Genomic DNA, 24,461 nt, shown 5'->3' on the forward strand with positions numbered 1-24,461 from the left:
CGCGCACATGAGGTTTGTGGCACCGCGAAAAATACATTTGCCTTTATGCTAGCAGCACAGATACCAAACACCGTAATATATGTGCGAGAAAACCATCGCAGCAACATCTTAAATCCTAGTGGATTTGCCAATATATTCGATCCCAGACGCATTCTAATGGTATATGCTAAGACCCAGATTGATGTTTTAGCCGTGGCCGAAGAAACGCTTCGTTCGACAGCGGTTCAAATGGTTATTTATGAGCTTACAAAACCCATCAGCCTGACTGCGGCGAGGCGTTTACAATTGGCGGCACAAGCTGGACAAACATTAGGTTTGGGTCTTATCCAAGATGGTATGGGCAGTAATGTGGCAGAAACCCGTTGGCATGCAGCAGCGATCTTTGATCCAGATGACTCGACTCTACAGCGTTGGGATATTATTAAGAACAAATCGGGAACATTGGGGTCTTGGTATGTTAGATGGAATTCAACGGCGCATTGTGTCGATCTGGTTTCCCCGACTGGCAACGGATCGGGTTCTTAGGTCGCGCATGATTGATGGGCCTTTGGTTCTGACATTGAAACAGAATAATTCCAATCGGGTGTATTGTCTAAATGACGATGCCCAAAAGGCTGGTTTGCATCGCGGTATGCCCTATGCCGATGCGCGGGCGTTTTGTCCAAACTTACAAAGCCATCCCGCCGACCCGGTCAACGATCAGGCATTCCTGCATATTTTGCGCCGTTGGGCCACGCGTTATTGCCCATGGGTCGGTTTGGATGGTTCGGATGGTTTAGTTTTAGATGTAACAGGGTCAACACATTTATTCGGCAGCGAAGAGGTGATGCTTGCTGATATGCAAATGCGTTTGGATCGTGCGGGTGTTTCAGCACGGCTGAGCATCGCTGATACGCGCGGTGCGGCTTGGGCGTTGACGCATTATGCAAATGGTAACAATATCGCGTTAGAATCGTTGCCTGTGGCGGCGTTACGGTTGCCAGATGATATTATCGTATCTCTTGCGCGCCTTGGGGTGCGAAGGATAGCAGATTTGATTGCTATACCTCGTGCGACATTGACACGTCGTTTTGGACGCGAGGTCTTGATGCGGGTGGATCAAGCATTGGGCCATCAGGTCGAAAATATTACGCCCTTGTCCAATCCGCCCCATTATGGTGTTCGGATCAGTTTCCCCGATCCTATCGGATTGGAACGTGATGTTATCGCGGCGACGGGTCGTTTGCTGGATAAACTTTGCCCAAAGTTAGAGAACCAAGAGGCAGGCGCACGAACTTTGGTTCTTACGGTGTATCGCGTTGACCAAGATCATCAACAGGTCGAATTACGCTTGGCTAGCCCATTGCGGGATCCAAGGCGGATTTTATCGTTGTTTCAGCGCGGGATTGGTGCGGTTAAAGCTGGGTATGGAATTGATAAAATTCGGTTAGAGGCAGTGCAGGTGGAACCCTTGCCTGCCCGTCAGACGAACCATGTGCAAAACAGTGACAAAGGGGAACTGGACGATTTGATCAGCCGCATTGGTACACGCATTGGTATTGAAAATATCCATCGGTTTTTACCTGCTGACAGTCATATCCCCGAACGCAGTTTTAACATCGCATTGGCTGCTTATTCGTTACCAAGCGAACCTTGGGTTTGTCTTTATCCCCGCCCTATCGTTCTGTTTCCGCCAGAACAAATTGTGGCTAATGGCGCAAGACCTCCACAGAAATTTCAATGGCGGGGCATGCAACTGACCACTGGCAAGGCCACAGGGCCCGAACGGATCGCCCCAGAATGGTGGTTAGATGACGAAAACTGGCGATCAGGCGTGCGCGATTATTGGCGTGTGGAAACACGCGAAGGGTGGCGGTTGTGGTTGTTTTATACACCACAAAAACCAGCGTGGTTTGTGCAGGGACAGTTTGCATGAGTACGTCCCAATCCCCCCATCATTCGATAGAAATAGACACAGATAGTGTTGGATACGCTGAGCTATCTATCACAAGCAATTTCACGTTTCTAACAGGTGTGTCGCATCCAGAAGAATATGTCATACGGGCCGCTGAATTAGGGCTTTCTGCCATTGCAATCACAGATGAAAATTCTTTGGCTGGGGTAGTTCGGGCGTGGACTGCGTTAAAGGAGCTCAGAGGTGAGACAAACGATGCCATTCATTTACCGCGTCTGATTGTAGGGTGTCGTTTGGTGATCCAAGATAGTATGTTGGATTGGATTTCCTTGCCAACAGATCGGGCCGCTTATCAGCGGCTTACGCGGCTTTTGACGCTTGGGAAGCGGCGGGCAGTGAAGGGAGAGTGCCATCTAACGCTCGCGGATATGCGCGATGGTTGTTCGGGGATGATCCTGATTGCATGTCCCAAGGGCAGACAGAAACCGTTTCTGAATGATATCAAAACCCTGAAAAATAAATTCCCAAATCATGTGTTTTTAGCTGCGGCACCCAGATATGATGGGCGTGATCAGTCACGTATGAAAGCCTTGTCGCGCCTTGCGCAAAAGGCAAATACACCACTGGTGGCTGTGGGTGATGTTTTGATGCATCGCGCGCAACGACGCCAATTGGCCGATGTGGTGACCTGTATGCGCGACCATATTAGGATAGACGAAATTGGCACGCGTGCGCTTGCAAATGCGGAGCGCCGTCTTAAATCAGCCAGCGATATGGCGCGATTGTTTCGCGATTGTCCAAGCGCCATTCTGCGCACACAAGAAATAGCGGATCGATGCCGTTTCGATTTGGCAGAATTATCTTATGAATACCCCGATGAAATCGGCAAGGGGGAATTACCTCAGGCGCGTTTGGAACGGTTGGCGCGGGCGGGGATGAAATGCCGTTATCCCAATGGTGCCCCAGACAGGGCACATGCGCTGATGAAGAAAGAATTGTCATTGGTGCGGGATCTTGGGTTTTCTGCGTATTTCTTGACGGTTCATGACATTGTTCAATTCGCTCGCTCCCAAGGTATTTTGTGCCAAGGGCGTGGTTCTGCGGCCAATTCGATTTTGTGTTATCTGCTTGGTATCACAGATGTGAGCCCTGATATGATCACCATGGTATTTGAACGATTTGTATCTAAATATCGCGGTGAACCACCAGACATCGACGTGGATTTTGAACATGAGCGTCGCGAAGAGGTCATTCAGTGGATTTACAAAAAATATGGTCGCCACCGAGCAGGGCTTTGCGCGACAGTTATCCGTTTTCGCACACGTTCCGCCATTCGCGAGGTGAGCAAGGTTATGGGGTTATCCCAAGATGTGGCGGCTGGTTTATCAAGCCAGATTTGGGGGATGTCAAATGGGGGCGTTGATCTGGACCGTATCCGCGAATTTGGGCTTGACCCCACGGATCGTCGGTTGATGCAAACCATTCGCCTGATTGGTGAAATCATCGGTTTCCCGCGCCATCTGTCGCAACATGTGGGTGGTTTCATTATCACCAAGGGGCGCTTGGATGAACTGAGCCCGATTGCAAATGCCGCGATGGAAGACCGCACTGTCATTGAATGGGATAAGGATGACATTGATGCCTTGGGCATTCTAAAGATTGATGTGCTGGGGCTGGGTATGCTTAGTTGTATTCGCAAGGCATTTGCATTGATGCGCAACCATACGGGCATTGATCTGAATATTGCCAACGTTCCCCAAGAGGATATCGCAACCTATGATATGCTGTGCAAGGCAGATGCCGTGGGCGTGTTTCAGGTCGAAAGCCGCGCTCAGATGAATTTTTTACCGCGCATGAAGCCGCGCACATTTTATGATCTGGTCATCGAGGTGGCGATCGTGCGCCCGGGCCCAATCCAAGGGGGCATGGTTCAACCTTATGTCAAACGACGCCAAGGATTGGAAAAGGTTAGCTACCCTTCCGAAGCGTTGCGCGACGTGTTGGGCAAAACGCTTGGAGTGCCATTGTTCCAAGAGCAGGCAATGCAAATCGCTGTTGTTGCGGCAGGGTTCACACCAGAAGAGGCGGATCGTTTGCGCCGATCTTTGGCATCATTCCGCCGTATGGGGACCATTGGTGTATTTCAGGAGCGGTTCATCCAAGGCATGTTGGATAATGGGTATGCCCCCGAATTTGCGGCCCAGTGTTTCTCTCAAATCGAAGGGTTTGCTGATTATGGTTTCCCCGAAAGCCACGCAGCAGCCTTTGCGATGTTGGCCTATGTGTCTGCGTGGTTGAAATGCCACCATCCCGCGGTTTTTGCCTGTGCATTGTTGAATTCACAGCCTATGGGATTTTACGCCCCTGCTCAGATCGTGCGTGATGCGCGTGAACACAGGGTTGAGGTGCGGCCAATTTGTATTAACCACAGTGATTGGGACAATACGTTAGAGAAATGCCCAGATGGCAGTTTGGCTCTGCGGTTAGGGTTTCGCCAAATTAAAGGACTAAAAGAAGAGGATGCGGGCTGGATTATTGCCGCGCGCGGCAATGGGTATCGCGATCCACAAACTGTTTGGCTGCGCGCGGGGGTGGCTCCAGCGGTTTTGGAACGCTTGGCACAAGCGGATGCATTTGCGGATATGGGAATGACACGGCGCGCGGCACTTTGGGATGTCAAAGCAATTCGTAGCAAAACGCCTTTGCCTTTGTTCAACGACCCGATTGACGGAGAGGCTATTTGTGAACCACAGGTCAACCTGCCAGCCATGCATTTAGGCGAAGAGGTCGTAGAAGATTATGTCGCCGCACGTCTTAGCCTGCGCGCCCACCCAATGGAAATGTTGCGTTCAAATATTCCTGATCTTACCACCCACAATCGCTTGGCGAAAATCCCCTTGGGGCGGTATTCTGTTTGCGGTTTGGTGATCACACGCCAACGACCTGGTACCGCATCGGGTGTAATTTTTTTGACACTAGAGGATGAAACGGGCGTTTCTAATGTGGTGGTCTGGCCGAAAATCTATGAACAGTTTCGTCGGGCCGTCATGGGGGCACGATTGCTCAAGGTTACAGGCCGTATCCAGCGTGAGGGTATCGTGGTACATTTAATCGCAGAGATCATCGTCGATATGTCTGCGAAGCTAACAGAATTGGGGCATCCCATGGATGATGCAATCCAAACCGAAGGTGCCCGTACCGATGATACACCTAAAAAAACACGCTATCCTGCCCGCGCTATGCATCCGCGTGAACAGGCAAAGCGATTATTCCCAAGCAGAGATTTCCATTGATGGTGATGCCGCGGGCAGCAGAGAGAATGAAAGAAATCTGATTTGCGAGGAAAAATTGAATGGCTGCTAGAATTTGGTGTCGTCGCACCTAGAGCCTTCCACGTTCGCGCCAGAAAGTATAAACACCCATTGAAACGACAATAACCATTCCGATCAGTGTCAAATAATCGGGTGTTTCATCCCAGATAATCCATCCCAGCAAAATGGCCCATATCATGATGCTATATCGAAATGGCGCAACGATTGCGACTTCGCCAAATCGCATTGCGGCGACGGAACAGTAGTAACCTACAAAAATTAAGACGGATGCAAGCATCAGTAACAACAACGTTTGCGATGTCATTGGTTGCCATGAATGTGTGATGATCAGCGCAATTGCCCCTGCAAATGTAATCGCGATTGCGGTGACAAAGCTGACAAATAACGTGGACACTTGATCTGAAAATTGCCGAACAATCAGATCGCGAAATGTAATAAAGACCACAGCAACCATCGCCAATATTGCGTAACTGTTAAACCCTTCCGTACCAGGTTTGATAATCAGCATCACCCCGACAAGCCCGATGAAAATGGCCCCCGCACGTCGCCAGCCGATGGTTTCATTCAACAACCAGACCGCTGCAAGGCTCACGGTTAGCGGAAGCGCTTGCAAAATTGCGGTGACATTCGCGATTGGCATATGCAAGAGAGCGGTCAAAAAGCAAAAAGTAGCCCCAAGTTCGGTAAGGGTGCGCAAGGCGATCCAGCGCAAATCTGTTGAATTTGGTAGAATTTTAAACGCACCCATGCGCCACGCAAACAATCCTATTAACAGGGATGCGAAAACACCGCGTACAAAAATGGCTTGATAAATACCAATATCAGCGGCGCCAAGTTTAATGGCGGCATCATTAAAGGCAAAGCCCGCCATAGATCCCGCCATAAGAAGCGCGCCTTTGGTGTTTTGTGAATTTTGCATGAGTTCTCGTTTTTGTGAAACGCTAGCGGAGCGACGTGCCAGAAGCGAGTATAATTTGACTCTTCATTATTTAACGGTATTGTTAAATACAGTTTACAATGGAAAGTTTATGCCAAGCTTAAACAAAACATTTGCGGCACTGTCTGATCCAACGCGGTTTGCGATTGTGAATCAATTGCTTGTGGATGGCGAAACATCTGCGGGATCATTGCAACAGGTTGCAGATATGTCTGGCCCTGCGATTTCACGCCATTTGAAAATATTACGCAACGCGGGGGTGGTGGAACAACGCATCGATGCGCAACGTCGCATGTATCGCGTTCGCCCGCAGGCCATTATGGCAGTTCATAATTGGACGATCAGCCATCAAGAATTTTGGCAATCAAGTGTGGATCGATTGGAACAAGTGTTGCTTGCAGAAAAGGAAAGAAAATGAAGCCACTCATCATTACAAAAAATTTTCCGATAAGCCCGATAACTGTGTATGATTATATCACCCGTCCAGAACATTTATTGAAATGGTGGGGGCCAGAAAACATGACATGCCCTGAATTTGAACTTGATCTTACACAATCTGGTAAATGGGTTACGGTTATGGAAAACGCTCAAGGCCAGAAATTCAAAGTGTCAGGTGTTGTGAAAAAAGTTTCACCACCACGTTACGTGGAATTCACATGGGCATGGCACAATGATCAAGATCAACGCGGCCACGAGAGCGTTGTGCGAATGGACGTTAAAGATGATGGTGTGGGTGGAACGAATTTCACCTTAACCCATTCTGGATTGGCGGATGATGAATCTGCACAAAACCATAACCAAGGCTGGACATCCAGTTTACGCAAACTTGATGCAATGGCTGGACAAACACAGGAGGAACAACATGTCTGAATTTCTTTATGTATATCACGGTGGCAAACATCCCGAAACGCCCGAAGAGGGCGAACAGATGATGGCAAAATGGCAGGCTTGGATGGATAAACACCAATCACAATTTTCGAATCCGGGGAATCCAGTTGGCATGTCTAAAACCGTGAGCGCGAGCGGTATTGCCGATAATGGTGGTTCTAATCCGACGTCTGGATTTACAATCGTTTCCGCGAAAACCATCGAAGAAGCCTGTGAAATCGCAAAAGGTTGCCCGATCAATGACGAAGGTGGAAGCATCGAAGTCGCTGAAATCATTGAAATGTAACCACATCAACAGCACCGATGCGCAGATATTTCCTTATGAATAGGCTCTGTGCCCTTTGCAGATGGGGCTGGCGTTCCTATATTCTTGGTAACTCATTTATCTTGGAGGATTTCTTATGAGCCTAGTTGGAACGCTTGCAAAACTTGCAGTTGGTTACGCCGTCGCGCGTGGAGTCAAAAGTGTAATCGGTGGCGGTGGTGCTGCGAAGTCAGGTGGTGGAAGCGTGTTTGGTGGATCCGCATCGGGCCAATCAACAGGGCTTGAAGGCATCATGGAAAGCATTACTGGTGGTCAAACTGGTGGCACAACCAGTGCCAGCACGGGCGGTGGTATCGGTGATTTGCTGGGTCAATTGGGTGGCGGTAAATCCGCAGGTGGAATTGGCGATATATTAGGTCAGCTTGGTGGCGGTGCATCTAGTGCTGGTGCTGGTGCTGGTGGCCTGGGTGGTTTGCTGGGTCAATTGGGCGCGGGTTCTGCGGCTGGTGGTTTGGGCGGCATGTTGAATGATGCGCTTAGCGGAAGCGCGGGTGGGCTCGGCAATGTTCAAGAAAAGCCAAGCCAAAAAGAAGAAGCCGCAGCAGGCCTGATGATCCGTGCGATGTTGCAGGCAGCAAAGGCCGACGGCAGCGTTGATGAGACCGAGAAACAGCAGTTGTTGCAACATCTTGGTGATCTTGACCAAGACGAAATTAACTTTGTGAACGCTGAGATGAACCGCGGCATTGATATCCGTGGTCTTGCCGCTGATGTGCCAAATGGCATGGAGCAACAAGTTTACATGATGTCATTGATGGGCATTAATTTGGATAACCAAAACGAAGCGCAATATTTGAACGATCTTGCAAATGCGATGAACATTGGCAAACAGCAAGTGAACCAAATTCATCAAATGCTGGGTGTTCAGCCGCTATATGCATAATTTTCTGACGTGCCGCACATGTTTGCGCGGCACGTTTTTTAATGCGCGTAATTCGCGCCTTCTTCATCCAGTATCGCTTTTAGCTCTGCCAAATGGCGATCACCTTGTTCAGGGTATTCTTCAAGTTCGCGTGCGGTTTTTTCTGCGATGTCATCCGATAATACGCGCAATGGCTGACCTGTTTGTAATGCGCGAATATATGTTTCTGCAGCGCGTTCAAAATAATACATTCGATTAAATGTATCCGCGACCGTATCGCCAATGACCATGACGCCGTGATTGCCCATGATCATGACTTTCTTATTTGGATCTTGGAACAATTCGGCGCAACGTTCGCCCTCTTCTTCAAAGGCAAGCCCACCGTAATGTTCATCAATGACATATCGGTTGAAAAATGTCGCTGTGTTTTGATCAATGGGTAAAAGGCGGCTGTCCGCAAGGCTTGCCAATACAGTGGCGTGAATTGAGTGTACGTGAATGGCGCATCGTGCATGAGGACAATGGCGATGAATTGCTCCGTGTAATCCCCAAGCGGTTGGATCGGGTGCATTGGGCCCATGTAGTGTTTCTGGGTCATTCGCATCAATCAACAACATGTCAGATGCTTTGATCCGTGAAAAATGCATCTGATTTGGATTCATCAGAAACTGTGTGCCGTCGTCATTCACCGCTAATGAAAAATGGTTGGCCACCGCTTCGTGCATGTTCAATCGCGCCGTCCAACGAAACGCCGCGGCAAGGTCAATGCGTTGCTGCTGGTAAGGCAGATTGGTGAGCTGCGTTATGATATTTGTCATATTTCCCCTTTGCCAATGTGCAAAAATATCGGGCCGGTTTACCATTTAATGTAACCAAAGCTCGCCATAAATGGCGAGCTTCAATGCGACTTATTAATGCCTATTTAGAACCCGAAATCTTCTGGCATGATGTCATCGACATCAACATCTTTGAGCACAATTCTTGAATCGCCATAACGAATGACCGTATCGGTCCCGCGCCCCGAAATATCAAGATCATCAAATTCTAATCCAGTACCAACAAATCTTATTCGATCAAGGCCAGTTTCAAAATCCAATATCCGATCTGATCCATCATTTAAGTAAAAGTAGAATATATCACCGGCTCCGATGCCTCCCGCGAGCACATCGTTGCCTTTGCCACCGTTCATATGATCGCCACCATCGCCACCAAACAAACGATCATTGCCATCTTGTCCGACAACATCGTCGTTACCGCTTCCTCCATACATGACATCTTTGTCATCGCCGCCATGTAATAGGTCATTATCACTACCGCCAATCATGCGATCCAAACCGTCGCCACCATAGATGAAATCATTGCCTTGGCCGCCGCGCAACAAATCCTGATCAGCGCCCCCTTCAATACGATCGTTGCCGCGACCGGAATTAACAACATCATCGCCGCCGCCACCCATTATGGTGTCGTCGCCACCTCTGCTGTTAATCGTATCATCACCCAATGTGGTTTCGTAAACCTCTGATTGGTTGCTTCCTTCGATCACGTCATTTTCTGTAATGGAAGTGTAATCGCTTTGCGCAAAAGTAAAATCGGTGTCGGGCGCAAAAATGCCTCCGGCGGATGTTTCAGCAGATGATAAGGAAAAATCGTTCAAAAAAGTGCCAGAAATGGAAAAAGCGATGGCGTTCCCACCTATTTGAATACCCGCGATTGTTGTTGGGCCATTCGCCCATTGCGTTTCAAACATATAAAAATTTGATGCAACAACCTCTTCGAAAGTATAAAGTGTGCCGTTGTATTCCAGAGTGACATCGTAAGCATTTGAATAATCGAAGGTAACGGGGTCTCCAATTCCCCCAGCTCCCGTGTAGCTAAACACGCTGTCAGCGGCGCTTGTTACAATTGTTAATGTGGCGATTGGCGTCGTGGAGTTTGTCGATACGCCTTGAAAAGTAAACGTTGTCATAGTTTCCCCTGTACGATCACAGCGAAAATTAAGACTTGGCGAAAATAAATAATCCGCGCGGAAAGCTCAAAAATACATACTGTGATATTTTGAATGAAAATTGAAATTGTTACGCTAAAATATATCTAGTTATCCAAGAACGGTAACAGTGATCACACTTTGGGTATAGTGATGTGCGTCACACTTTATAGAACAAAAAAACCGGCCCCAAAGGGCCGGTCAGGTGGAGGATAGATCGCTATCCCCGGGAAATTATTTTACGATATCGTAAGCAGGCATACCCAATTCAGATACGTCCAAGCCTGTGATTTCTTCTTCTTCACCAACACGGATGCCAACGGTCATTTTCAAAATGAACCAAAGAACCGATGATGTGATGAATACGAACAGACCGACAACGATGATTGAATAAAGCTGTGTGCCCAGTGATGCATCGCCGTTTGTGAAAACAACAGCAATCGTACCCCAGATACCTGCGAACAAGTGAACAGGGATAGCACCAACAACATCGTCGATTTTGAGTTTGTCGAGCAATGGAACGCCGAACACAACGATCACACCACCGATGGCACCGATCAATGTCGCACCTGTCAAAGAAGGTGTTAATGGTTCCGCAGTGATTGCAACCAAGCCAGCCAATGAACCGTTCAAGATCATCGTAAGGTCGGCTTTTTTGTAGATCAACTGTGTCAAGATCAATGCCGCGATAGCGCCGGCAGCCGCAGCCGCGTTTGTATTCGCAAAGATACGAGAGATGTCAGTTACGTCGCCAACAGTACCCATCGCCAATTGTGATGCGCCGTTGAAACCAAACCAACCCAACCACAAGCAGAATGTACCCAATGTTGCCAATGGCAAGTTTGAACCCAAGAATGGAACAACACGACCGTCTTTTGTGTATTTACCAATACGTGGCCCCAAGATCAAAGCACCAGCCAGAGCAGCCCAGCCACCAACAGAGTGTACAACAGTTGAACCAGCGAAATCCAAGAAGCCAGCGGCATCCAAGAAACCACCGCCCCATTTCCAAGATGCTTGGATTGGGTAAATCACAGCTGTCAAAACGATAACAAATGCAAGGAACGGCCAAAGTTTGATACGTTCAGCAACAGCACCTGATACGATTGATGCGGTCGCGGCACAGAACATCAACTGAAAGAAAAAGTCAGAGCCGGTAGATGCATAATCCAATGCCGCATCACTTGCAGCAAGACCAACTGGTTCCAGTGATGTTACTGAAAACGCACCAAGCACGCCGTCAATTGACCAACCATCACCTGGGTACATTAGGTTATAGCCAAGTAGGTAGTAGAAGATACACGCAAGGCTAAACAGCCCCATGTTTTTTGTTAGCTGCATTGTTACGTTTTTGGAACGGACAAGACCCGCTTCCAACATGGCAAAACCGGCGGCCATCCAAAACACCATAAAGCCACCCATCAAAAACAACAGCGTTGTTAGGATGTAACCTGTTTCAATCAGATCAGCGGGGGCGTCATTTGCAAACACGACCGCAGGAATTGCGGTAAGCGTTGCAGCGAGACCAAGAGTAAGTCGTTTCATTTCATTTTCCCTTCGTGTGCCGTTTAAACAGCGTCTTCGCCAGATTCGCCTGTGCGAACCCGAACTGCTTGTTCTACGTTCAGAACAAAAATTTTCCCGTCACCGATTTTTCCAGTTTTCGCGGCGCTTTCGATGGTAGTGACAACGGCGTCAACTGCGCTGTCGGTCACAACAATATCCAGTCGGATTTTTGGAACAAAATTTACGGCATATTCGGCGCCGCGATAAATTTCGGTGTGGCCAGATTGTGTGCCATAACCTTTGATTTCAGTGACCATCATCCCTGTCACGCCAGCAGCAGAAAGTGCTTCGCGCACCTCTTCCAGCTTGAACGGTTTGATCGTTGCTATTACTAGTTTCATGTTTCCCTCGTTTCCAAACGCGGTTTTCCGCGTATCGCAATGAGGATACAAAAACGGCGAAAGAGCGGGCACATCAACGAAATGAGGCAAAAAACTAATGGCAATGGCTCAATTTGCCTAATTTTTAACCTAACATACATTTTTGATTAAAAAATAGACATACAACGATTGAAAATAACTTTGCGTTGCTACTCCACAAACCGACTCAGACAGACTATCTTTCACCAATAGACCTGAAAAAGGCGACGAGCAGATGACGAACGGTTCCAAGGATAAACATAAACTGGTAGCGCCCAAACGGCACTTTCCAGACCCAAAGGCATCCAAAAAGAAACCAAGCAAACCTACGCCAGCGAAATCAACGCGCAGCAGTGCCAAGCGTAAACGCAAGCCTGTGAAAAAGGCTGGGTTCATTGTGCGCAGTTTACGTGCGGTTGGTCGTCTGGTTTGGTGGACGACCAGCAGATTTGCGTTGGTTTTTGGATTGGTTTTGGGCGGGTTTGTTGCAATTGATTATCGTAATCTGCCCGACGCCAGTGGTTTGATGGATGAACGCCAGCGCGGGTCTGTGACCATGTTGGATCATCAAGGGAAAACATTTGCGTGGCGCGGCGATCAATTTGGCGGGTTGGTCGAACCCGATACGATTTCCCCGCATCTACGAAATGCTGTGATTGCGACAGAGGACAAACGGTTCTATCGCCATTTTGGGATCAGCCCACGCGGCATCGCAGGTGCCATTCGTACTAACCTGCGAGAAGGACGGTCCGCATTGGACGGCCATGGTGGTTCAACAATTACACAACAGGTTACCAAAGACGCCTATTTTTTAGATTTGCCAAGTAAGACGCGCAAATTGAAAGAGGTTCCAATGTCATTGGCGATGGAACTGAAGTACACCAAGGACGAAATCTTGGCGATCTATCTGAACCGTGCGTATCTGGGTTCAGGCACCAATGGGTTCGAAGCAGCAAGCCAGCGGTATTTTGGTAAATCTGCGCGCGAAGTAAATCCCGCAGAGGCCGCAATGTTGGCAGGCCTGTTAAAGGCGCCGACTCGTTACGCGCCAACCCGTAATTTGGAACGTTCACAAGAACGCGCAAATTTGATTATCGGTTTGATGGAAGCACAAGGATACCTGACCAAATCACAAGCAGATGATGCACGCACCAACCCCGCGCAATTGTCCGATGTGGCACGTGAACGCGCGGGCGGGTATTTCGCCGATTGGGTGATGGAAGCGGCCCCCGAATTTATTATCAAGGATGCCAAACAAGATGTGGTTATCAAAACGACCTTTGATAAACGCATCCAAAAATCCGCCGAAGATGCTTTGAAATATATCTTCGAAGAAAAGGTCAGAAAAGGTTCAAAAGCCCAAGCCGCCATTGTGGTTCTGTCCAAGGATGGCGCTGTTCGTGCGATGGTTGGCGGCCGCCACACTGGTGCCGAAGGGTCATTTAACCGCGCAACACAGGCGCTGCGCCAAACGGGTTCTGCTTTTAAAACCTTTGTTTATGCCGCGGCGCTAGAATCTGGCTATCAATATGACAGCGTTGTTTTGGATGCGCCAATCACCATTGATATCCCAGGATCAGGACCATGGACGCCTGATAATTACCTAAAAGGGAATTATTTGGGGGAAACCACACTTACGACCGCATTGGCCAAATCAATTAACACCACTGCTGTGCGCATTTCAGAGGATATTGGGCGCAAGCGTGTCGAAGCGGTTGCGCATGATTTTGGCATCAACCGTGATTTGGCACCGGGGCCTGCGCTGGCGCTGGGTGCATCAGAATCAACTTTGTTGGAAATGACAGGTGCATATGCTGGCATATTAAACAGTGGACGTCTGGCGGTTCCCTATGGTTTGACTGCGCTAACGATTCAGGGCGATCCTGAACCATTATTGGGTAAATCGGGTGGCACAGGGGTGCGCGTGATTAACGATCGCGCCGCAGAACAATTGGTTTATATGATGAACCAAGTGGTTGAAACGGGCACGGGGCGGCGTGCAAAACTGGATGATCGCGAAGTGGCTGGTAAGACGGGGACAACAAATTCCGCACGTGATGCGTGGTTTATCGGGTTCACCGGTGATTATGTTGCAGGCGTTTGGATGGGCTATGATGACAATTCAAAGCTAAGCGGTGTTACGGGCGGTGGTTTGCCCGCAGAAATTTGGAAAGAAACAATGTTGCGTGTGCATGAGGGGATGCCCGCAACGCCATTGAATATGATCCGCCCCATCGAACCACCAACCGTTCCAGAGCCCGAAATCGCAACACCCGCACCGCGTCAAGAAAAACGTCAAACAGCGGAAAAGCCATTTGAGAAGTTTGAAAAGAAACTGGATAAACGGATGAAAAAAATTGAGGATGATGCAGAGAACATCCTCAATCAAATTCTAAATTCGCTGAAAAAGAAAAACTAGCGTTTAGCGCGCTGTTTTAAGGTACGCGATCAGCTTATCAATATTGCCGCCACGTGAATCCAGCATTGAGCCAATTTGTGTGCGTGTGTCGGTTAAAATTGAAACACCTTCGACAAAAATATTGTACATTTTATCTGTTCCGCGGGCATCAATCACATGCCATTGCGTCAAAAACGGTGTGCCGCCTTTGGTTTTTACCGAACTGTCGACCAAATATCCGCCAGAAATTTTCTTGGATTTTGTGACTTTGATTTCTGCGCCGATGAATTGTTTGAAATAACGTCCACCATACGATCGTGCCATATAACCCTTAAACGCATCTACATATGCTGCTTGTTGGGATTTGCTGGCGGATTGATATGCTGGGCCCAATGACTTGCGCGCAATTAGCGGCACATCTGCGTAACGCGCAAAGATTTGTTCAAATTTTGCAAAACGCGCATTGTCTGACATTGATGCGTTTACGGTTTTCAAAACCTCGGCGACCAGCCCGTTGACCAAGCTTTCGGCAGAGCCGCTTGAAATTGCAAAACTAGGGGCAGCCGTGCCAAGGACGGTTGCGGAGCCAGCGATAATAAAACCGCGACGGTTTAGATTGTTATTCGTCTGCATAGGGGTCCTCCAAATCGGCCTCTGATATACCGCCATTTAAAAAGAAACGACGGTTTTGCAAGTAGTAGATTCGTGATGCAGCATAGCTGTCTTCTGATTCATACAGAACACCGTCGATCAAATCGGCGTATGTATGCCGATCACCGACAAATTCGATACCTTTCACGGTACTGATACCGAGACTGACAGCTGGGGATGTAACGGCACCCACAGGATCAAGAAAAATATCGGCGACAAAACCAACGGTATCACGCCCCGTGCTTGGGCCAAGTAATGGTAGTTCTTGGTAACGCCCTTCGCCAAATCCCCATTTGTGTAGGGTTTGACCAAAATCAGTATGGCGCGCTGGCAGACCAAAATCTTGGGCGGCAACGTCGAAATAACCAAACAGGCCAAGCGTGCTGTTAATCGAAAAACGTAGCGTGTTTTCAACAAAGCCTTCCAAATTGGCTTGCAGCAAATTGTTCACAGCCTTTTTCGGTGTGGATAGGTTTTCAACGACGTTATTGATGATCATATCATCTTGCTCCGTCATTAAATTACCATAAGATTCACCTGCTGGTTTAAACAATGCCTTATCCACAGCCTTGTTAAATGCGTGTGCTTTGCGGTTGTCGGCCTCGTAGGGGTCAACAATTGTGCTGCCTGTTGGGTTGTCTGAACAGGCGGAAACAGCGATAATCGTTGCCGCAATGGGTAGCTTTGTAATAAAGGAATTACTCAAATTTTTAAATTTCAACATTCGTCCACTCGATTTTTTTGTCTACATAGTTGCCCAACACGCGAAAGTCCATTGATGCGCTGCGAATTGTGAACAGAGCAAGAATTACCTTATATCAGGGCTAAACCTACAAACAGTGTCGATTCACACTTTTCTAATAGGGTATATTGATAAATTATGCGAAACTCGTGCACGAATGATGGGGTAATTCACGATGGTTGAAAAAAACATTTATCCAACAGGTTTGAACGAATTGCGTTCTGTGCGCCGCGAGAGCCGCATTTTATTCCTGACCGTTGGGGTTTTCAGTGTGTTCGTGAATTTGCTGATGCTCACGGGGCCGCTGTTTATGTTGCAGGTTTACGATCGTGTGCTTGGTAGCAGATCAGAGGAAACACTGACCGCATTGATGGTGCTGGTTGTTGTTCTGTATGTTTTGATGGGGGTACTTGATTGGGCGCGAGGGCGCGTTTTGGGGCGCGTGGCGGCGCGGTTTCAATCACGTCTTGATGCACGGGTTTTTGATGCGGTTTTGAAATCGGCAAAAGTTCCTGAACAACAAGGTGTGCCAAAAACAGGCTTACGTGATCTAAGCTATGTTCAACGGTTTTTATCATCACCTGCACTGTTCGCGATTTGTGATATCCCGTGGACACCAATTTTTGCAGCCGCGATTTTCCTGTTCCACCCGTGGTTGGGCATTCTTGCGATGTCTGGCGGGGCGCTGTTGATTGCAATGACTGTGATCAACCAATTGGTGACGAAAAAAGGCGTGATTGAATCACAACAACAAGCGGCAATCGCTGATCATTTTGCCGAAGCCGTGCGCGAAGACGCTGAATCCGTCGAAGGTTTGGGAATGCGCGATGCGGTTTTGACGCGGTGGAAAAAATCGCGCGATGCGGCACTGAAGTCGTCAATTTCATCGTCTGATCTTACTGGTTTTTTCACGTCATTTTCCAAATCTTTCCGCTTGCTGTTGCAATCGGCCATGCTTGGGTTGGGCGCGTATTTGGTTTTGCAGGGAGAAATGACACCCGGTGCAATGATCGCGGGGTCTATTTTAATGGGGCGTGCCTTGGCACCAATTGAATTGGCAATTGGGCAATGGCCACTGGTGTTACAGGCAAAGGACGGTTGGCATAATCTGTCACGCTTGTTGCAGACCGTGCCTGTGCAACAAGCGCGTACAATTCTGCCCGTACCAAAAGCAATGCTAGAGGCGCAAAATTTAACGGTGTTCCCCCCAGGTGAACGTGAACCCAGCCTGCGCATGGTGTCTTTTCGTGTTCAACCAGGACAGGCGATGGGGGTGATCGGACCAAGTGCTGCGGGTAAATCCAGCCTTGCACGTGTTATCACAGGTATCTGGCCGCCCAGTTCGGGTAAAATCCGTCTTGATGGTGCTGCGCTCGATCAATATGAACCCGATACGCTTGGTCAGTATATCGGATATCTGCCCCAAAATGTGACACTGTTTAACGCAACAATTGCGGAGAATATCGCACGTATGTCTGTTGCGCCCGATGACGCAAAGGTCATCGAGGCGGCGCAAAAAGCAGGGGCACATGAAATGATTTTGCAACAACCAGATGGGTATAACACGGTGTTAAGCGCATTTGGCGGCAAGCTGTCTGGTGGCCAGCGGCAACGGCTTGGGCTGGCGCGGGCATTATATGGCGATCCGGTTCTGCTCGTACTTGATGAGCCCAATTCAAATTTGGATAGCGTTGGTTCGGACGCGTTGAATAACGCCATTCATCAAATGAAACGAAATGGTAAATCAGTGATCATTATGGCTCATCGCCCAGCGGCCATCGCGGAATGTGATACGTTATTGATACTGGAGGGCGGCACGCCCAAGGCATTTGGCCCGCGCGACGAAGTACTCAAGGCGAATGTACAAAACGCCAATCAAATCGCGCAAGGTTTGGCGCGCCCGCGATCAGCGAAACCTGAAAAGCCACAATCGCCACGAGAATACAAAAAGATCAAACCAATGATTTTAAGTGACGCGTTGAACAAGGAGCCAAAAGATGACTAATCCTGTGGAAACCGCGTCAGGTTGGTCAGCAAAAAAACCAGTTTTGGCAGGTTTTAGTGCAATTCTTGTTTTGGTTGTTGGTCTTGGCGTTTGGGGCAACATTACCAAAATAGCGGGCGCAATCGTCGCCAGCGGCCTGATCCAAGTCGAAAGCTTTCGCCAGATCGTGCAACACCCCGAAGGTGGCGTGGTTGGACAAATCAATGTCAAAGATGGCGACAGCGTCGATGCTGGTGATGTATTGATCCGTTTTGACGATCGGTTTTTAAGTTCCCAAATCGCGCTGATCGAAAGCCAACTTGCCGAAGTGTCGGCAAGAAAAGCACGATTAACAGCAATGCAAGACGAACAAGAAACGATTTCGTTTCCAAAATCTCTGTTGGAACGAGCAAACCAAAAACCAGAGGTAAACGATATCGTCGAAGGACAGCGTCGATTGTTTTTTGCACAACGCGAGTCGATGCAAAAAGAGGAACAACAGCTTGAAGAGCGTAAAGGTCAGATCAAAATTCAAATTGGCGGAACAGAAGCGCAATTAGCTTCAACCGAAAAACAAATTGAGTTCGTCGAATTGGAGTTGAAAGACCAACAAGATTTGCTGGCCAAAGGATTGGCGCAAGCCACCCGCGTATTATCATTACAACGCGAATTGGCGCGATTGCAGGGCACGGTTGGTGAATTGCAATCGGCGATTGCTGGTGGTGCTGCACAGATGATTGAAACCGATATCCAAATCTTACGCCTTGGTACCGCACAGCGCGAACAAGCGATTTCAGAGTTGCGCGAAATGGAAGTGCGCGAATTAGAGTTTATTGATCAATTGTTCAGTGCGCGCGAAACCCTGTCGCGGTTGGATGTACGCGCACCCGTTGCGGGTGTGGTTTACGGGATGCAGGTATTCGCCCTGCGATCCGTTGTGCGCGCGGCCGATCCGATTATGTATATTATCCCACAAGATCAACCATTCGTAATCCAAAGCAAGGTCGAAGCAATTCATGTTGATCAAGTTCATATCGGACAAGAGGCCGCCTTGCGGTTTTCAACGTTTGATTTGCGTACAACACCAGAAATTTATGGCACCGTTGCACGTGTTTCCGCAGACGTGTTTCAAGATGAAATCACAGGGGTGTCATATTATTCCGCGGATATTTTGCCCAAAGAGGGTGAATTGGAAAAATTGGGTGATGTTGAATTATTGCCAGGTATGCCCGTCGAAGCATTCATAAAAACCGATGAGCGCACACCTGTAAGTTACCTGATCAAACCGCTTGCCGATTATTTTAATCGCGCATTTCGCGAAAACTGATCGCCGTAATTTTGGCTTGCTCTTGATGCGAATAACATTAGCGTGGCATCCAAATTACGGGCAAAATACAGGAGTGTGAAATGTCAGGAAAATACGAAACCCGATTGGCGGAACTTGGCGTTGAATTGCCAGATGCACCAGCACCTGCTGCGAATTATGTTCCATATGTGATAGTGGGTGATTTGGTGTTCATTTCTGGCCAAGTTGCCCAAGATGAAACGGGGCGTATTTGTGGAAAATTGGGCGATGATTTCACCGTGGAGCAAGGACAGGCCGCGGCCAAATCATGCGCAATCAATTTAATTGCACAGCTGAAATCGGCCTGTGATGGCGATTTGGATCGATTGAAACGCGTGGTGAAACTGGGGGGATTTGTGAATTCTACGCCCGATTTCAAAGAACACCCAGCGGTCGTAAATGGCGCGTCTGATTTTATCGGCGAAGTTTTTGGCGATATTGGCGCACATGCACGCGCAGCGGTCGGAAGTTCAAGCCTTCCACTTGGTGTGGCAGTGGAAATTGACGGGATTTTTCAAATTTCATGACCAAGCTTGATAGTGCCTTTTTCACAAAACCCATTAGCCACCGAACATTGCATGACATTACCGATGGGCGCCCTGAAAATTCGTTCGAGGGAGCACAGGCGGCGATTGATGCAGGGTATGCAATTGAAATTGATTTACAATTGTCCAGCGATGGCGTGGCGGTCGTGTTTCATGATTATGAACTGGCGCGCCTGACGGGGCAAAAAGGTTATGTGCAAAACAAAACTGCGGCGAAATTGGTGCAAATTAAATTGTTGCATGGCGAGCGTACAATCCCATCGTTCGAGGAATTTTTAAAATTCATCGATGGGCGCGTGCCGTTGTTGGTTGAATTGAAGGCGCAAAATTTGATGCTGGGCGAAGAATCTGACGACATGGTGAACGCGGTGAAACGTTGTATCGAGGAATATTCAGGCCCGCTGGCATTCATGTCATTTAACCCACATATGATCGCAACTTTTGCGCGCGTTTTACCAGATTACCCGCGCGGCATTGTGACCGATCCATATACGGAGAAAGACTGGCCAATGATTGCCGATGATCGCCGCAAATCTCTCGCCAAAATTCCAGATTATGAAAATGTAGGCGCATCATTTATTTCGCATAATGTAAACGATTTGCAATCTGATGCTGTGGCAAAAATAAAAGGCCAGGGCGGTGCGGTTTTTTGTTGGACAGTACGATCTAAAGCACAAGAAGCCGAAGCAAGAAAAGTAGCGCAGAACGTGACATTCGAAAAATACCTCGCGCAATTTTAACGCATGAGCGATGCGCCAAATATCGAAGTTTCGGTTGTCACTGCAATCAATGAAATCGCGCCACAAGAATGGGACGCTTGCGCAAATGTTGTGGGCCGTCCTAAGGATCCATTCACCACGCATCGTTTTTTAAAAGCGCTGGAGGATAGCGGTTCTGTTGGCGCTGGTACGGGTTGGGTTCCGCGCCATATTATTGCGCGCCAAAACGATCAAATTATTGCGGTGATGCCAAGCTATGCCAAAGGTCACAGTCAGGGCGAATATATTTTCGATCACAATTGGGCACACGCGTATGAAAATGCAGGGGGTGAATATTATCCCAAACTTCAGGTGGCCGTACCGTTCACCCCCGCCACAGGGCGGCGATTTTTAACACGGCCTGGGTTTGATCAAATTGGCATGTCGGCCCTGGTTCAAGGTGCGATCGCGCTGTCAGCGCAAAACAGTCTGTCCTCTATGCACATTACATTTTGTGACGAGGCAGAATATATTGCTGGTAGTCAACTAGGGTTGCTGCAGCGTATTGGCCAACAATTTCATTGGCATAACGATGAATACGCCGATTTTGATCAATTTCTGAACAACCTGTCGTCGCGTAAACGGAAAAACATTCGCAAAGAACGGATGGGCGCACAAAATTTCGGTGGAACAATTCGTCAATTTACGGGCAATGAAATTTTGCCAGAACACTGGGATGCGTTTTGGCAATTTTACCAAGACACTGGTGCGCGTAAATGGGGAACCCCATATCTAACGCGCGCGTTTTTTGAGTCAGCTCAGGAAAATTTGCGCGATGATATTTTGTTGGTGATGTGTGAACGCGATGGGCGATGGATCGCAGGAGCGTTGAACTTTATTGGCTCTGATACATTATACGGGCGCTATTGGGGATGTGTTGAGGATCACCGATATTTGCATTTCGAGGTGTGTTATTATCAGGCGATAGATTATGCGATCGCACATGGGCTGAAACGAGTCGAAGCAGGCGCACAGGGCGAACATAAATTGGCGCGTGGGTATTTGCCCACGCCAGTATATTCGCTGCACTGGTTTCGCGATGTTGGTTTTGCCGATGCTGTGGAGAAATATTTAGAAGCGGAACGCAACGCCGTTGGCGAAGATATAGAAATTTTAACCGCATTTGGCCCGTTTCGCAAATCCAAGGGAGAAGACGATGGCGCAGAAACTGAATAAAGCTGAACGAGAGCAAGCCGTAAACGATTTGGCGCAATCAGGGTGGAGCGTTGTTGATGGACGCGATGCCATTCAAAAGCAGTTCAAATTCAAAAGCTTTGTTCGCGCGTTTGGCTGGATGAGCAGCGTGGCAATTGTTGCCGAAAAGATGAACCACCATCCAGAATGGTCAAATGTTTATTCAACTGTGAATGTTGTGTTGACCACCCACGATGCGGATGGTCTGTCGGAGTTGGATATTAAACTTGCACGCAAAATGGATACCCTCGCACAATAGATATTATGCCTTCGGCGAGGATATTTTGAACATTTGGAGTGTTAAAGCGTTTCAAGCAATGATTCACCCGCGCTGATGGTGCATTCACCGGGGGATTCCTCGACCTGGAGCGTTGTGACCTTGCCGTTTTCCACGACCATTGCATATCGTTTTGAGCGCGCAAGCAAACCTACTGGTGGTGCAGAAAAATCCATACCGATAGCAGTTGTGAATTTGCTTTCGGCATCGGCAAGAACATGAATGCCAGCATCATGTGCACCTGTGTCTTTGCCCCAAGCGTCCATTACAAACGGGTCGTTTACGGAAATACAAATAATTTCATCCACACCTTTTGCGCGAAAATCATCCGCAGTGCGCACAAAACTTGGCATATGCGCGGATGAACATGTGGGGGTGTAGGCGCCGGGAACCGCAAAGATGACCAGTTTTTTGCCTTTGCTCAGTGACGCAAAATCTATGGGTTCAGGGCCATTTTCCCCAAATTTGGTAAAGCTTGCATCAGGGAGAATATCGCCAACGGAAATGCTCATTTTGTCTTCCTTTCTATTTTCAATTTGTTCTTGTGATGTATAGGTTTATTGCGTTGACTGTACCAGAAGTTTGGACAAGGGGAAGAGATGGCACACGTAGTCGTGATAGGCGCTGGGCAAGCGGGTTCATCCGTTGTTGCGAAGCTGCGCAATGATGGGTTTGACGGGGATATCACTTTGATCGGTGAAGAGCCTGTATTGCCTTATCAGCGTCCACCGTTGTCTAAGAAATACCTGCTGGGTGAAATGGAACTGGAACGTCTATATCTGCGGCCACAAACATTTTACGACGATAACAATATTACCTTGCGGCTCGGGCAGGTGGTGGTGGCTGTTGATAGCGATGCAAAAACCGTTGTCGTTGGTGGTGATAAATTAAGCTATGATCACTTGGTTTTTGCAACGGGATCGTCGCCGCGTCGTTTGCCAGAAAGTGTTGGCGGTGAATTGAACGGCGTTTACGTTGTGCGCGATTTGGCTGATGTCGATGCGATGGCGTCAGAATTTGAAGGCGAACGTCATGTCTTGGTGATTGGCGGTGGTTACATCGGGCTGGAAGCGGCGGCGGTGGCAGCGTCGAAAGGATTGCGCGTTAGTGTTGTGGAAATGGCGGATCGTATATTGCAACGTGTCGCTTGCAAAGAAACCTCGGATTTTTTCCGCGATCTACACCAGAAGAACGGCGTTGAAATTATCGAAGGTGTTGGGTTGGAAACATTGATCGGTGATGAACGAGTTACGCAGGCAAAATTGTCCGATGGGCGCGTTTTGGATGTTGATTTTGTCGTCGCTGGTATTGGAATCATGCCAAGCACGCTGATTGCTGAGATGGCTGGTGTTGCGACGGACAATGGAATTGCGACAGATGCATTTGGAAGCACAAATGTTGATGGAATTTGGGCGGCGGGTGATTGCGCATCCTTTCCATACAAGGGCGAACGTATTCGTTTGGAAAGTGTTCCCAATGCGATTGATCAAGCGGAAATTGTTGCGCAAAATATCATGGGTGGTGAAAAAGAATATATCGCAATGCCATGGTTTTGGTCGGATCAGTATGATGTGAAATTGCAAATTGCGGGTTTAAATACTGGATTTGATGATGTGATAACGCGGCGCGGCGATGGCGCGGTTTCGTTTTGGTATTTCAAGGGTGACCGATTGTTGGCAGTGGATGCAATGAATGATCCGCGTGGATATATGATTGGGAAACGTATTATCGAGGCAGGCAAAACCATTGATAAAACTGCGGTTGCCGATCCTGCCGCTAATTTGCGCGCATTCATGTAATGCGCATCATCGCAGGCAAATATAAGGGCACAGCACTGGCATCTGTGGGCAAAGGGGATGCAGGTGCACATTTGCGCCCGACAACCGATCGCGTTCGTGAAAGCATTTTCAATCTGTTGGTCAATGGGGGGTATAACGATCCCATTACCGATGCGCGGGTGTTGGATTTGTTTGCGGGTACGGGTGCGTTGGGTTTGGAAGCGTTATCGCGAGACGCGGCATTCGTTTTGTTCGTCGATGATGGGATCAAATCGCGTAGCCTTATTCGCCAAAACATTGATATTCTGCGCGCCATAGGACCTACGAAATTATATCGCCGCGACGCGACGCGGCTTGGGGCCTGTACATTTGATCCGTTCAATTTGATTTTTCTCGATCCGCCGTATGGCAAGGGACTAGGGCAAAACGCGCTTATATCTGCTGCAAGTGGTGGGTGGATAACCAATGGCGGCTTGGTCGTTTGGGAAGAGAACGCAGAGCAAACAGCCCCTGATGGATTTCAGATGTTAGATGCGCGCAAATACGGGGATACTTGGGTGCACATATTGGAATATGTTACCAAATAATCCGCGCTTGTTCGTCGTGTTGTGATATGCGATTCTGTGCCAAATACGATGAAAA

At 48.4% G+C, this 24,461-nt stretch carries 24 protein-coding genes; 16 read left to right on the forward strand and 8 right to left on the reverse strand.

The window, feature by feature from the left end:
- The 3 genes from IE094_RS13125 to IE094_RS13135 form a co-directional block, all read left to right on the forward strand.
- On the forward strand, nt 1-525 hold a 525-nt coding region (locus IE094_RS13125), incomplete at its 5' end, for an ImuA family protein (protein ID WP_189641171.1).
- Nucleotides 455-1,915, forward strand: coding sequence for a Y-family DNA polymerase (locus IE094_RS13130; protein WP_189641172.1), 1,461 nt, complete (start codon nt 455-457; stop codon nt 1,913-1,915). The genes IE094_RS13125 and IE094_RS13130, both read left to right, overlap by 71 nt.
- Entirely contained in the window at nt 1,912-5,187 is a 3,276-nt protein-coding gene (locus tag IE094_RS13135; protein WP_189641173.1) for an error-prone DNA polymerase, read from the forward strand. Before IE094_RS13130 ends, IE094_RS13135 begins: the two co-directional genes overlap by 4 nt.
- An 88-nt stretch (nt 5,188-5,275) precedes the next feature.
- On the opposite strand, the gene IE094_RS13140 is transcribed toward IE094_RS13135, so the two are convergent.
- The gene (locus IE094_RS13140) at nt 5,276-6,145 is read right to left on the reverse strand and encodes a DMT family transporter (protein ID WP_189641174.1); all 870 of its coding nucleotides are present in this window, start codon (nt 6,143-6,145) and stop codon (nt 5,276-5,278) included.
- A gap of 109 nt (nt 6,146-6,254) precedes the next feature.
- Here IE094_RS13140 and IE094_RS13145 point away from each other — a divergent pair, with 109 nt between their 5' ends.
- The 4 genes from IE094_RS13145 to IE094_RS13160 all read left to right on the forward strand — a co-directional run bounded on the left by IE094_RS13145 (nt 6,255) and on the right by IE094_RS13160 (nt 8,259).
- Nucleotides 6,255-6,581, forward strand: a complete 327-nt coding sequence (locus IE094_RS13145; RefSeq protein ID WP_189641175.1) for an ArsR/SmtB family transcription factor — start codon at nt 6,255-6,257, stop codon at nt 6,579-6,581.
- On the forward strand, nt 6,578-7,033 hold the full coding sequence (locus IE094_RS13150; RefSeq protein ID WP_189641176.1) for an SRPBCC family protein: 456 nt from the start codon (nt 6,578-6,580) through the stop codon (nt 7,031-7,033). Before IE094_RS13145 ends, IE094_RS13150 begins: the two co-directional genes overlap by 4 nt.
- Nucleotides 7,026-7,337, forward strand: coding sequence for a YciI family protein (locus IE094_RS13155; RefSeq protein WP_189641177.1), 312 nt, complete (start codon nt 7,026-7,028; stop codon nt 7,335-7,337). The genes IE094_RS13150 and IE094_RS13155 overlap by 8 nt, the downstream gene beginning before the upstream one ends.
- Nucleotides 7,338-7,452: 115 nt before the next feature.
- Complete coding sequence (locus IE094_RS13160) at nt 7,453-8,259, forward strand: DUF533 domain-containing protein (RefSeq protein WP_189641178.1); 807 nt, start codon at nt 7,453-7,455, stop codon at nt 8,257-8,259.
- A gap of 38 nt (nt 8,260-8,297) precedes the next feature.
- Here IE094_RS13160 and IE094_RS13165 read toward each other — a convergent pair whose 3' ends face one another.
- The 4 genes from IE094_RS13165 to IE094_RS13180 all read right to left on the reverse strand — a co-directional run bounded on the left by IE094_RS13165 (nt 8,298) and on the right by IE094_RS13180 (nt 12,129).
- Nucleotides 8,298-9,056: a class II aldolase and adducin N-terminal domain-containing protein gene (locus tag IE094_RS13165; RefSeq protein WP_189641179.1), complete on the reverse strand. Its 759-nt coding sequence runs from the start codon at nt 9,054-9,056 to the stop codon at nt 8,298-8,300.
- A 104-nt stretch (nt 9,057-9,160) separates the two neighbouring features.
- On the reverse strand, nt 9,161-10,204 hold the full coding sequence (locus IE094_RS13170; RefSeq protein WP_189641180.1) for a calcium-binding protein: 1,044 nt from the start codon (nt 10,202-10,204) through the stop codon (nt 9,161-9,163).
- A 252-nt stretch (nt 10,205-10,456) separates the two neighbouring features.
- Nucleotides 10,457-11,767 (reverse strand): ammonium transporter AmtB, encoded by a 1,311-nt coding sequence (gene amtB, locus IE094_RS13175; protein ID WP_189641181.1) that lies wholly within the window; start codon nt 11,765-11,767, stop codon nt 10,457-10,459.
- Between the two features lie 23 nt (nt 11,768-11,790).
- On the reverse strand, nt 11,791-12,129 hold the full coding sequence (locus IE094_RS13180; RefSeq protein ID WP_189641182.1) for a P-II family nitrogen regulator: 339 nt from the start codon (nt 12,127-12,129) through the stop codon (nt 11,791-11,793).
- Nucleotides 12,130-12,382: 253 nt separating this feature from the next.
- On the opposite strand from IE094_RS13180, the gene IE094_RS13185 reads away from it, so the two are divergent.
- A complete protein-coding gene (locus IE094_RS13185; RefSeq protein WP_189641183.1) occupies nt 12,383-14,566 on the forward strand; it encodes a transglycosylase domain-containing protein in 2,184 nt (727 codons plus the stop codon).
- A 3-nt stretch (nt 14,567-14,569) separates the two neighbouring features.
- On the opposite strand, the gene IE094_RS13190 is transcribed toward IE094_RS13185, so the two are convergent.
- Together IE094_RS13190 and IE094_RS13195 are read right to left on the reverse strand one after the other, a co-directional pair.
- Nucleotides 14,570-15,178: an MlaC/ttg2D family ABC transporter substrate-binding protein gene (locus IE094_RS13190; protein WP_189641184.1), complete on the reverse strand. Its 609-nt coding sequence runs from the start codon at nt 15,176-15,178 to the stop codon at nt 14,570-14,572.
- Nucleotides 15,165-15,902 (reverse strand): MlaA family lipoprotein, encoded by a 738-nt coding sequence (locus IE094_RS13195; RefSeq protein ID WP_229802343.1) that lies wholly within the window; start codon nt 15,900-15,902, stop codon nt 15,165-15,167. Before IE094_RS13195 ends, IE094_RS13190 begins: the two co-directional genes overlap by 14 nt.
- A gap of 211 nt (nt 15,903-16,113) precedes the next feature.
- Here IE094_RS13195 and IE094_RS13200 point away from each other — a divergent pair, with 211 nt between their 5' ends.
- The 6 genes from IE094_RS13200 (at nt 16,114) to IE094_RS13225 (ending at nt 22,023) form a co-directional block, all read left to right on the forward strand.
- A complete protein-coding gene (locus IE094_RS13200) occupies nt 16,114-17,943 on the forward strand; it encodes a type I secretion system permease/ATPase (protein WP_189641186.1) in 1,830 nt (609 codons plus the stop codon).
- A complete protein-coding gene (locus tag IE094_RS13205; protein ID WP_189641187.1) occupies nt 17,936-19,249 on the forward strand; it encodes an HlyD family type I secretion periplasmic adaptor subunit in 1,314 nt (437 codons plus the stop codon). The genes IE094_RS13200 and IE094_RS13205 overlap by 8 nt, the downstream gene beginning before the upstream one ends.
- An 80-nt stretch (nt 19,250-19,329) precedes the next feature.
- Nucleotides 19,330-19,794: a RidA family protein gene (locus IE094_RS13210; RefSeq protein WP_189641188.1), complete on the forward strand. Its 465-nt coding sequence runs from the start codon at nt 19,330-19,332 to the stop codon at nt 19,792-19,794.
- Nucleotides 19,791-20,552, forward strand: a complete 762-nt coding sequence (locus tag IE094_RS13215; protein WP_189641189.1) for a glycerophosphodiester phosphodiesterase family protein — start codon at nt 19,791-19,793, stop codon at nt 20,550-20,552. The genes IE094_RS13210 and IE094_RS13215 overlap by 4 nt, the downstream gene beginning before the upstream one ends.
- Nucleotides 20,553-20,555: 3 nt before the next feature.
- Nucleotides 20,556-21,746, forward strand: coding sequence for a GNAT family N-acetyltransferase (locus IE094_RS13220; protein WP_189641190.1), 1,191 nt, complete (start codon nt 20,556-20,558; stop codon nt 21,744-21,746).
- Entirely contained in the window at nt 21,727-22,023 is a 297-nt protein-coding gene (locus IE094_RS13225) for a 4a-hydroxytetrahydrobiopterin dehydratase (RefSeq protein ID WP_189641191.1), read from the forward strand. Before IE094_RS13220 ends, IE094_RS13225 begins: the two co-directional genes overlap by 20 nt.
- A gap of 41 nt (nt 22,024-22,064) precedes the next feature.
- Here the strand turns inward: IE094_RS13225 and IE094_RS13230 are convergent, their stop codons facing one another.
- Nucleotides 22,065-22,553: a peroxiredoxin gene (locus IE094_RS13230; protein WP_189641192.1), complete on the reverse strand. Its 489-nt coding sequence runs from the start codon at nt 22,551-22,553 to the stop codon at nt 22,065-22,067.
- Between the two features lie 87 nt (nt 22,554-22,640).
- On the opposite strand from IE094_RS13230, the gene IE094_RS13235 reads away from it, so the two are divergent.
- Together IE094_RS13235 and rsmD are read left to right on the forward strand one after the other, a co-directional pair.
- On the forward strand, nt 22,641-23,840 hold the full coding sequence (locus tag IE094_RS13235) for an NAD(P)/FAD-dependent oxidoreductase (RefSeq protein WP_189641193.1): 1,200 nt from the start codon (nt 22,641-22,643) through the stop codon (nt 23,838-23,840).
- Entirely contained in the window at nt 23,840-24,406 is a 567-nt protein-coding gene (gene rsmD / locus IE094_RS13240) for a 16S rRNA (guanine(966)-N(2))-methyltransferase RsmD (RefSeq protein ID WP_189641194.1), read from the forward strand. The genes IE094_RS13235 and rsmD overlap by 1 nt, the downstream gene beginning before the upstream one ends.
- Nucleotides 24,407-24,461 lie beyond the last annotated feature (55 nt).

Source organism: Paramylibacter ulvae (genome assembly GCF_014652655.1).
GTDB classification, from domain to species: Bacteria; Pseudomonadota; Alphaproteobacteria; order Rhodobacterales; family Rhodobacteraceae; genus Amylibacter; species Amylibacter ulvae.

Bases quoted from the DNA above. Each gene is read 5' to 3' on its own strand.
- IE094_RS13130 (WP_189641172.1), top strand. From the start codon at position 455: ATGTTAGATGGAATTCAACGGCGCATTGTGTCGATCTGGTTTCCCCGA.
- IE094_RS13135 (WP_189641173.1), top strand. From the start codon at position 1,912: ATGAGTACGTCCCAATCCCCCCATCATTCGATAGAAATAGACACAGAT.
- IE094_RS13140 (WP_189641174.1), bottom strand. From the start codon at position 6,145: ATGCAAAATTCACAAAACACCAAAGGCGCGCTTCTTATGGCGGGATCT.
- IE094_RS13145 (WP_189641175.1), top strand. From the start codon at position 6,255: ATGCCAAGCTTAAACAAAACATTTGCGGCACTGTCTGATCCAACGCGG.
- IE094_RS13150 (WP_189641176.1), top strand. From the start codon at position 6,578: ATGAAGCCACTCATCATTACAAAAAATTTTCCGATAAGCCCGATAACT.
- IE094_RS13155 (WP_189641177.1), top strand. From the start codon at position 7,026: ATGTCTGAATTTCTTTATGTATATCACGGTGGCAAACATCCCGAAACG.
- IE094_RS13160 (WP_189641178.1), top strand. From the start codon at position 7,453: ATGAGCCTAGTTGGAACGCTTGCAAAACTTGCAGTTGGTTACGCCGTC.
- IE094_RS13165 (WP_189641179.1), bottom strand. From the start codon at position 9,056: ATGACAAATATCATAACGCAGCTCACCAATCTGCCTTACCAGCAGCAA.
- IE094_RS13170 (WP_189641180.1), bottom strand. From the start codon at position 10,204: ATGACAACGTTTACTTTTCAAGGCGTATCGACAAACTCCACGACGCCA.
- amtB (WP_189641181.1), bottom strand. From the start codon at position 11,767: ATGAAACGACTTACTCTTGGTCTCGCTGCAACGCTTACCGCAATTCCT.
- IE094_RS13180 (WP_189641182.1), bottom strand. From the start codon at position 12,129: ATGAAACTAGTAATAGCAACGATCAAACCGTTCAAGCTGGAAGAGGTG.
- IE094_RS13185 (WP_189641183.1), top strand. From the start codon at position 12,383: ATGACGAACGGTTCCAAGGATAAACATAAACTGGTAGCGCCCAAACGG.
- IE094_RS13190 (WP_189641184.1), bottom strand. From the start codon at position 15,178: ATGCAGACGAATAACAATCTAAACCGTCGCGGTTTTATTATCGCTGGC.
- IE094_RS13200 (WP_189641186.1), top strand. From the start codon at position 16,114: ATGGTTGAAAAAAACATTTATCCAACAGGTTTGAACGAATTGCGTTCT.
- IE094_RS13205 (WP_189641187.1), top strand. From the start codon at position 17,936: ATGACTAATCCTGTGGAAACCGCGTCAGGTTGGTCAGCAAAAAAACCA.
- IE094_RS13210 (WP_189641188.1), top strand. From the start codon at position 19,330: ATGTCAGGAAAATACGAAACCCGATTGGCGGAACTTGGCGTTGAATTG.
- IE094_RS13215 (WP_189641189.1), top strand. From the start codon at position 19,791: ATGACCAAGCTTGATAGTGCCTTTTTCACAAAACCCATTAGCCACCGA.
- IE094_RS13220 (WP_189641190.1), top strand. From the start codon at position 20,556: ATGAGCGATGCGCCAAATATCGAAGTTTCGGTTGTCACTGCAATCAAT.
- IE094_RS13225 (WP_189641191.1), top strand. From the start codon at position 21,727: ATGGCGCAGAAACTGAATAAAGCTGAACGAGAGCAAGCCGTAAACGAT.
- IE094_RS13230 (WP_189641192.1), bottom strand. From the start codon at position 22,553: ATGAGCATTTCCGTTGGCGATATTCTCCCTGATGCAAGCTTTACCAAA.
- IE094_RS13235 (WP_189641193.1), top strand. From the start codon at position 22,641: ATGGCACACGTAGTCGTGATAGGCGCTGGGCAAGCGGGTTCATCCGTT.
- rsmD (WP_189641194.1), top strand. From the start codon at position 23,840: ATGCGCATCATCGCAGGCAAATATAAGGGCACAGCACTGGCATCTGTG.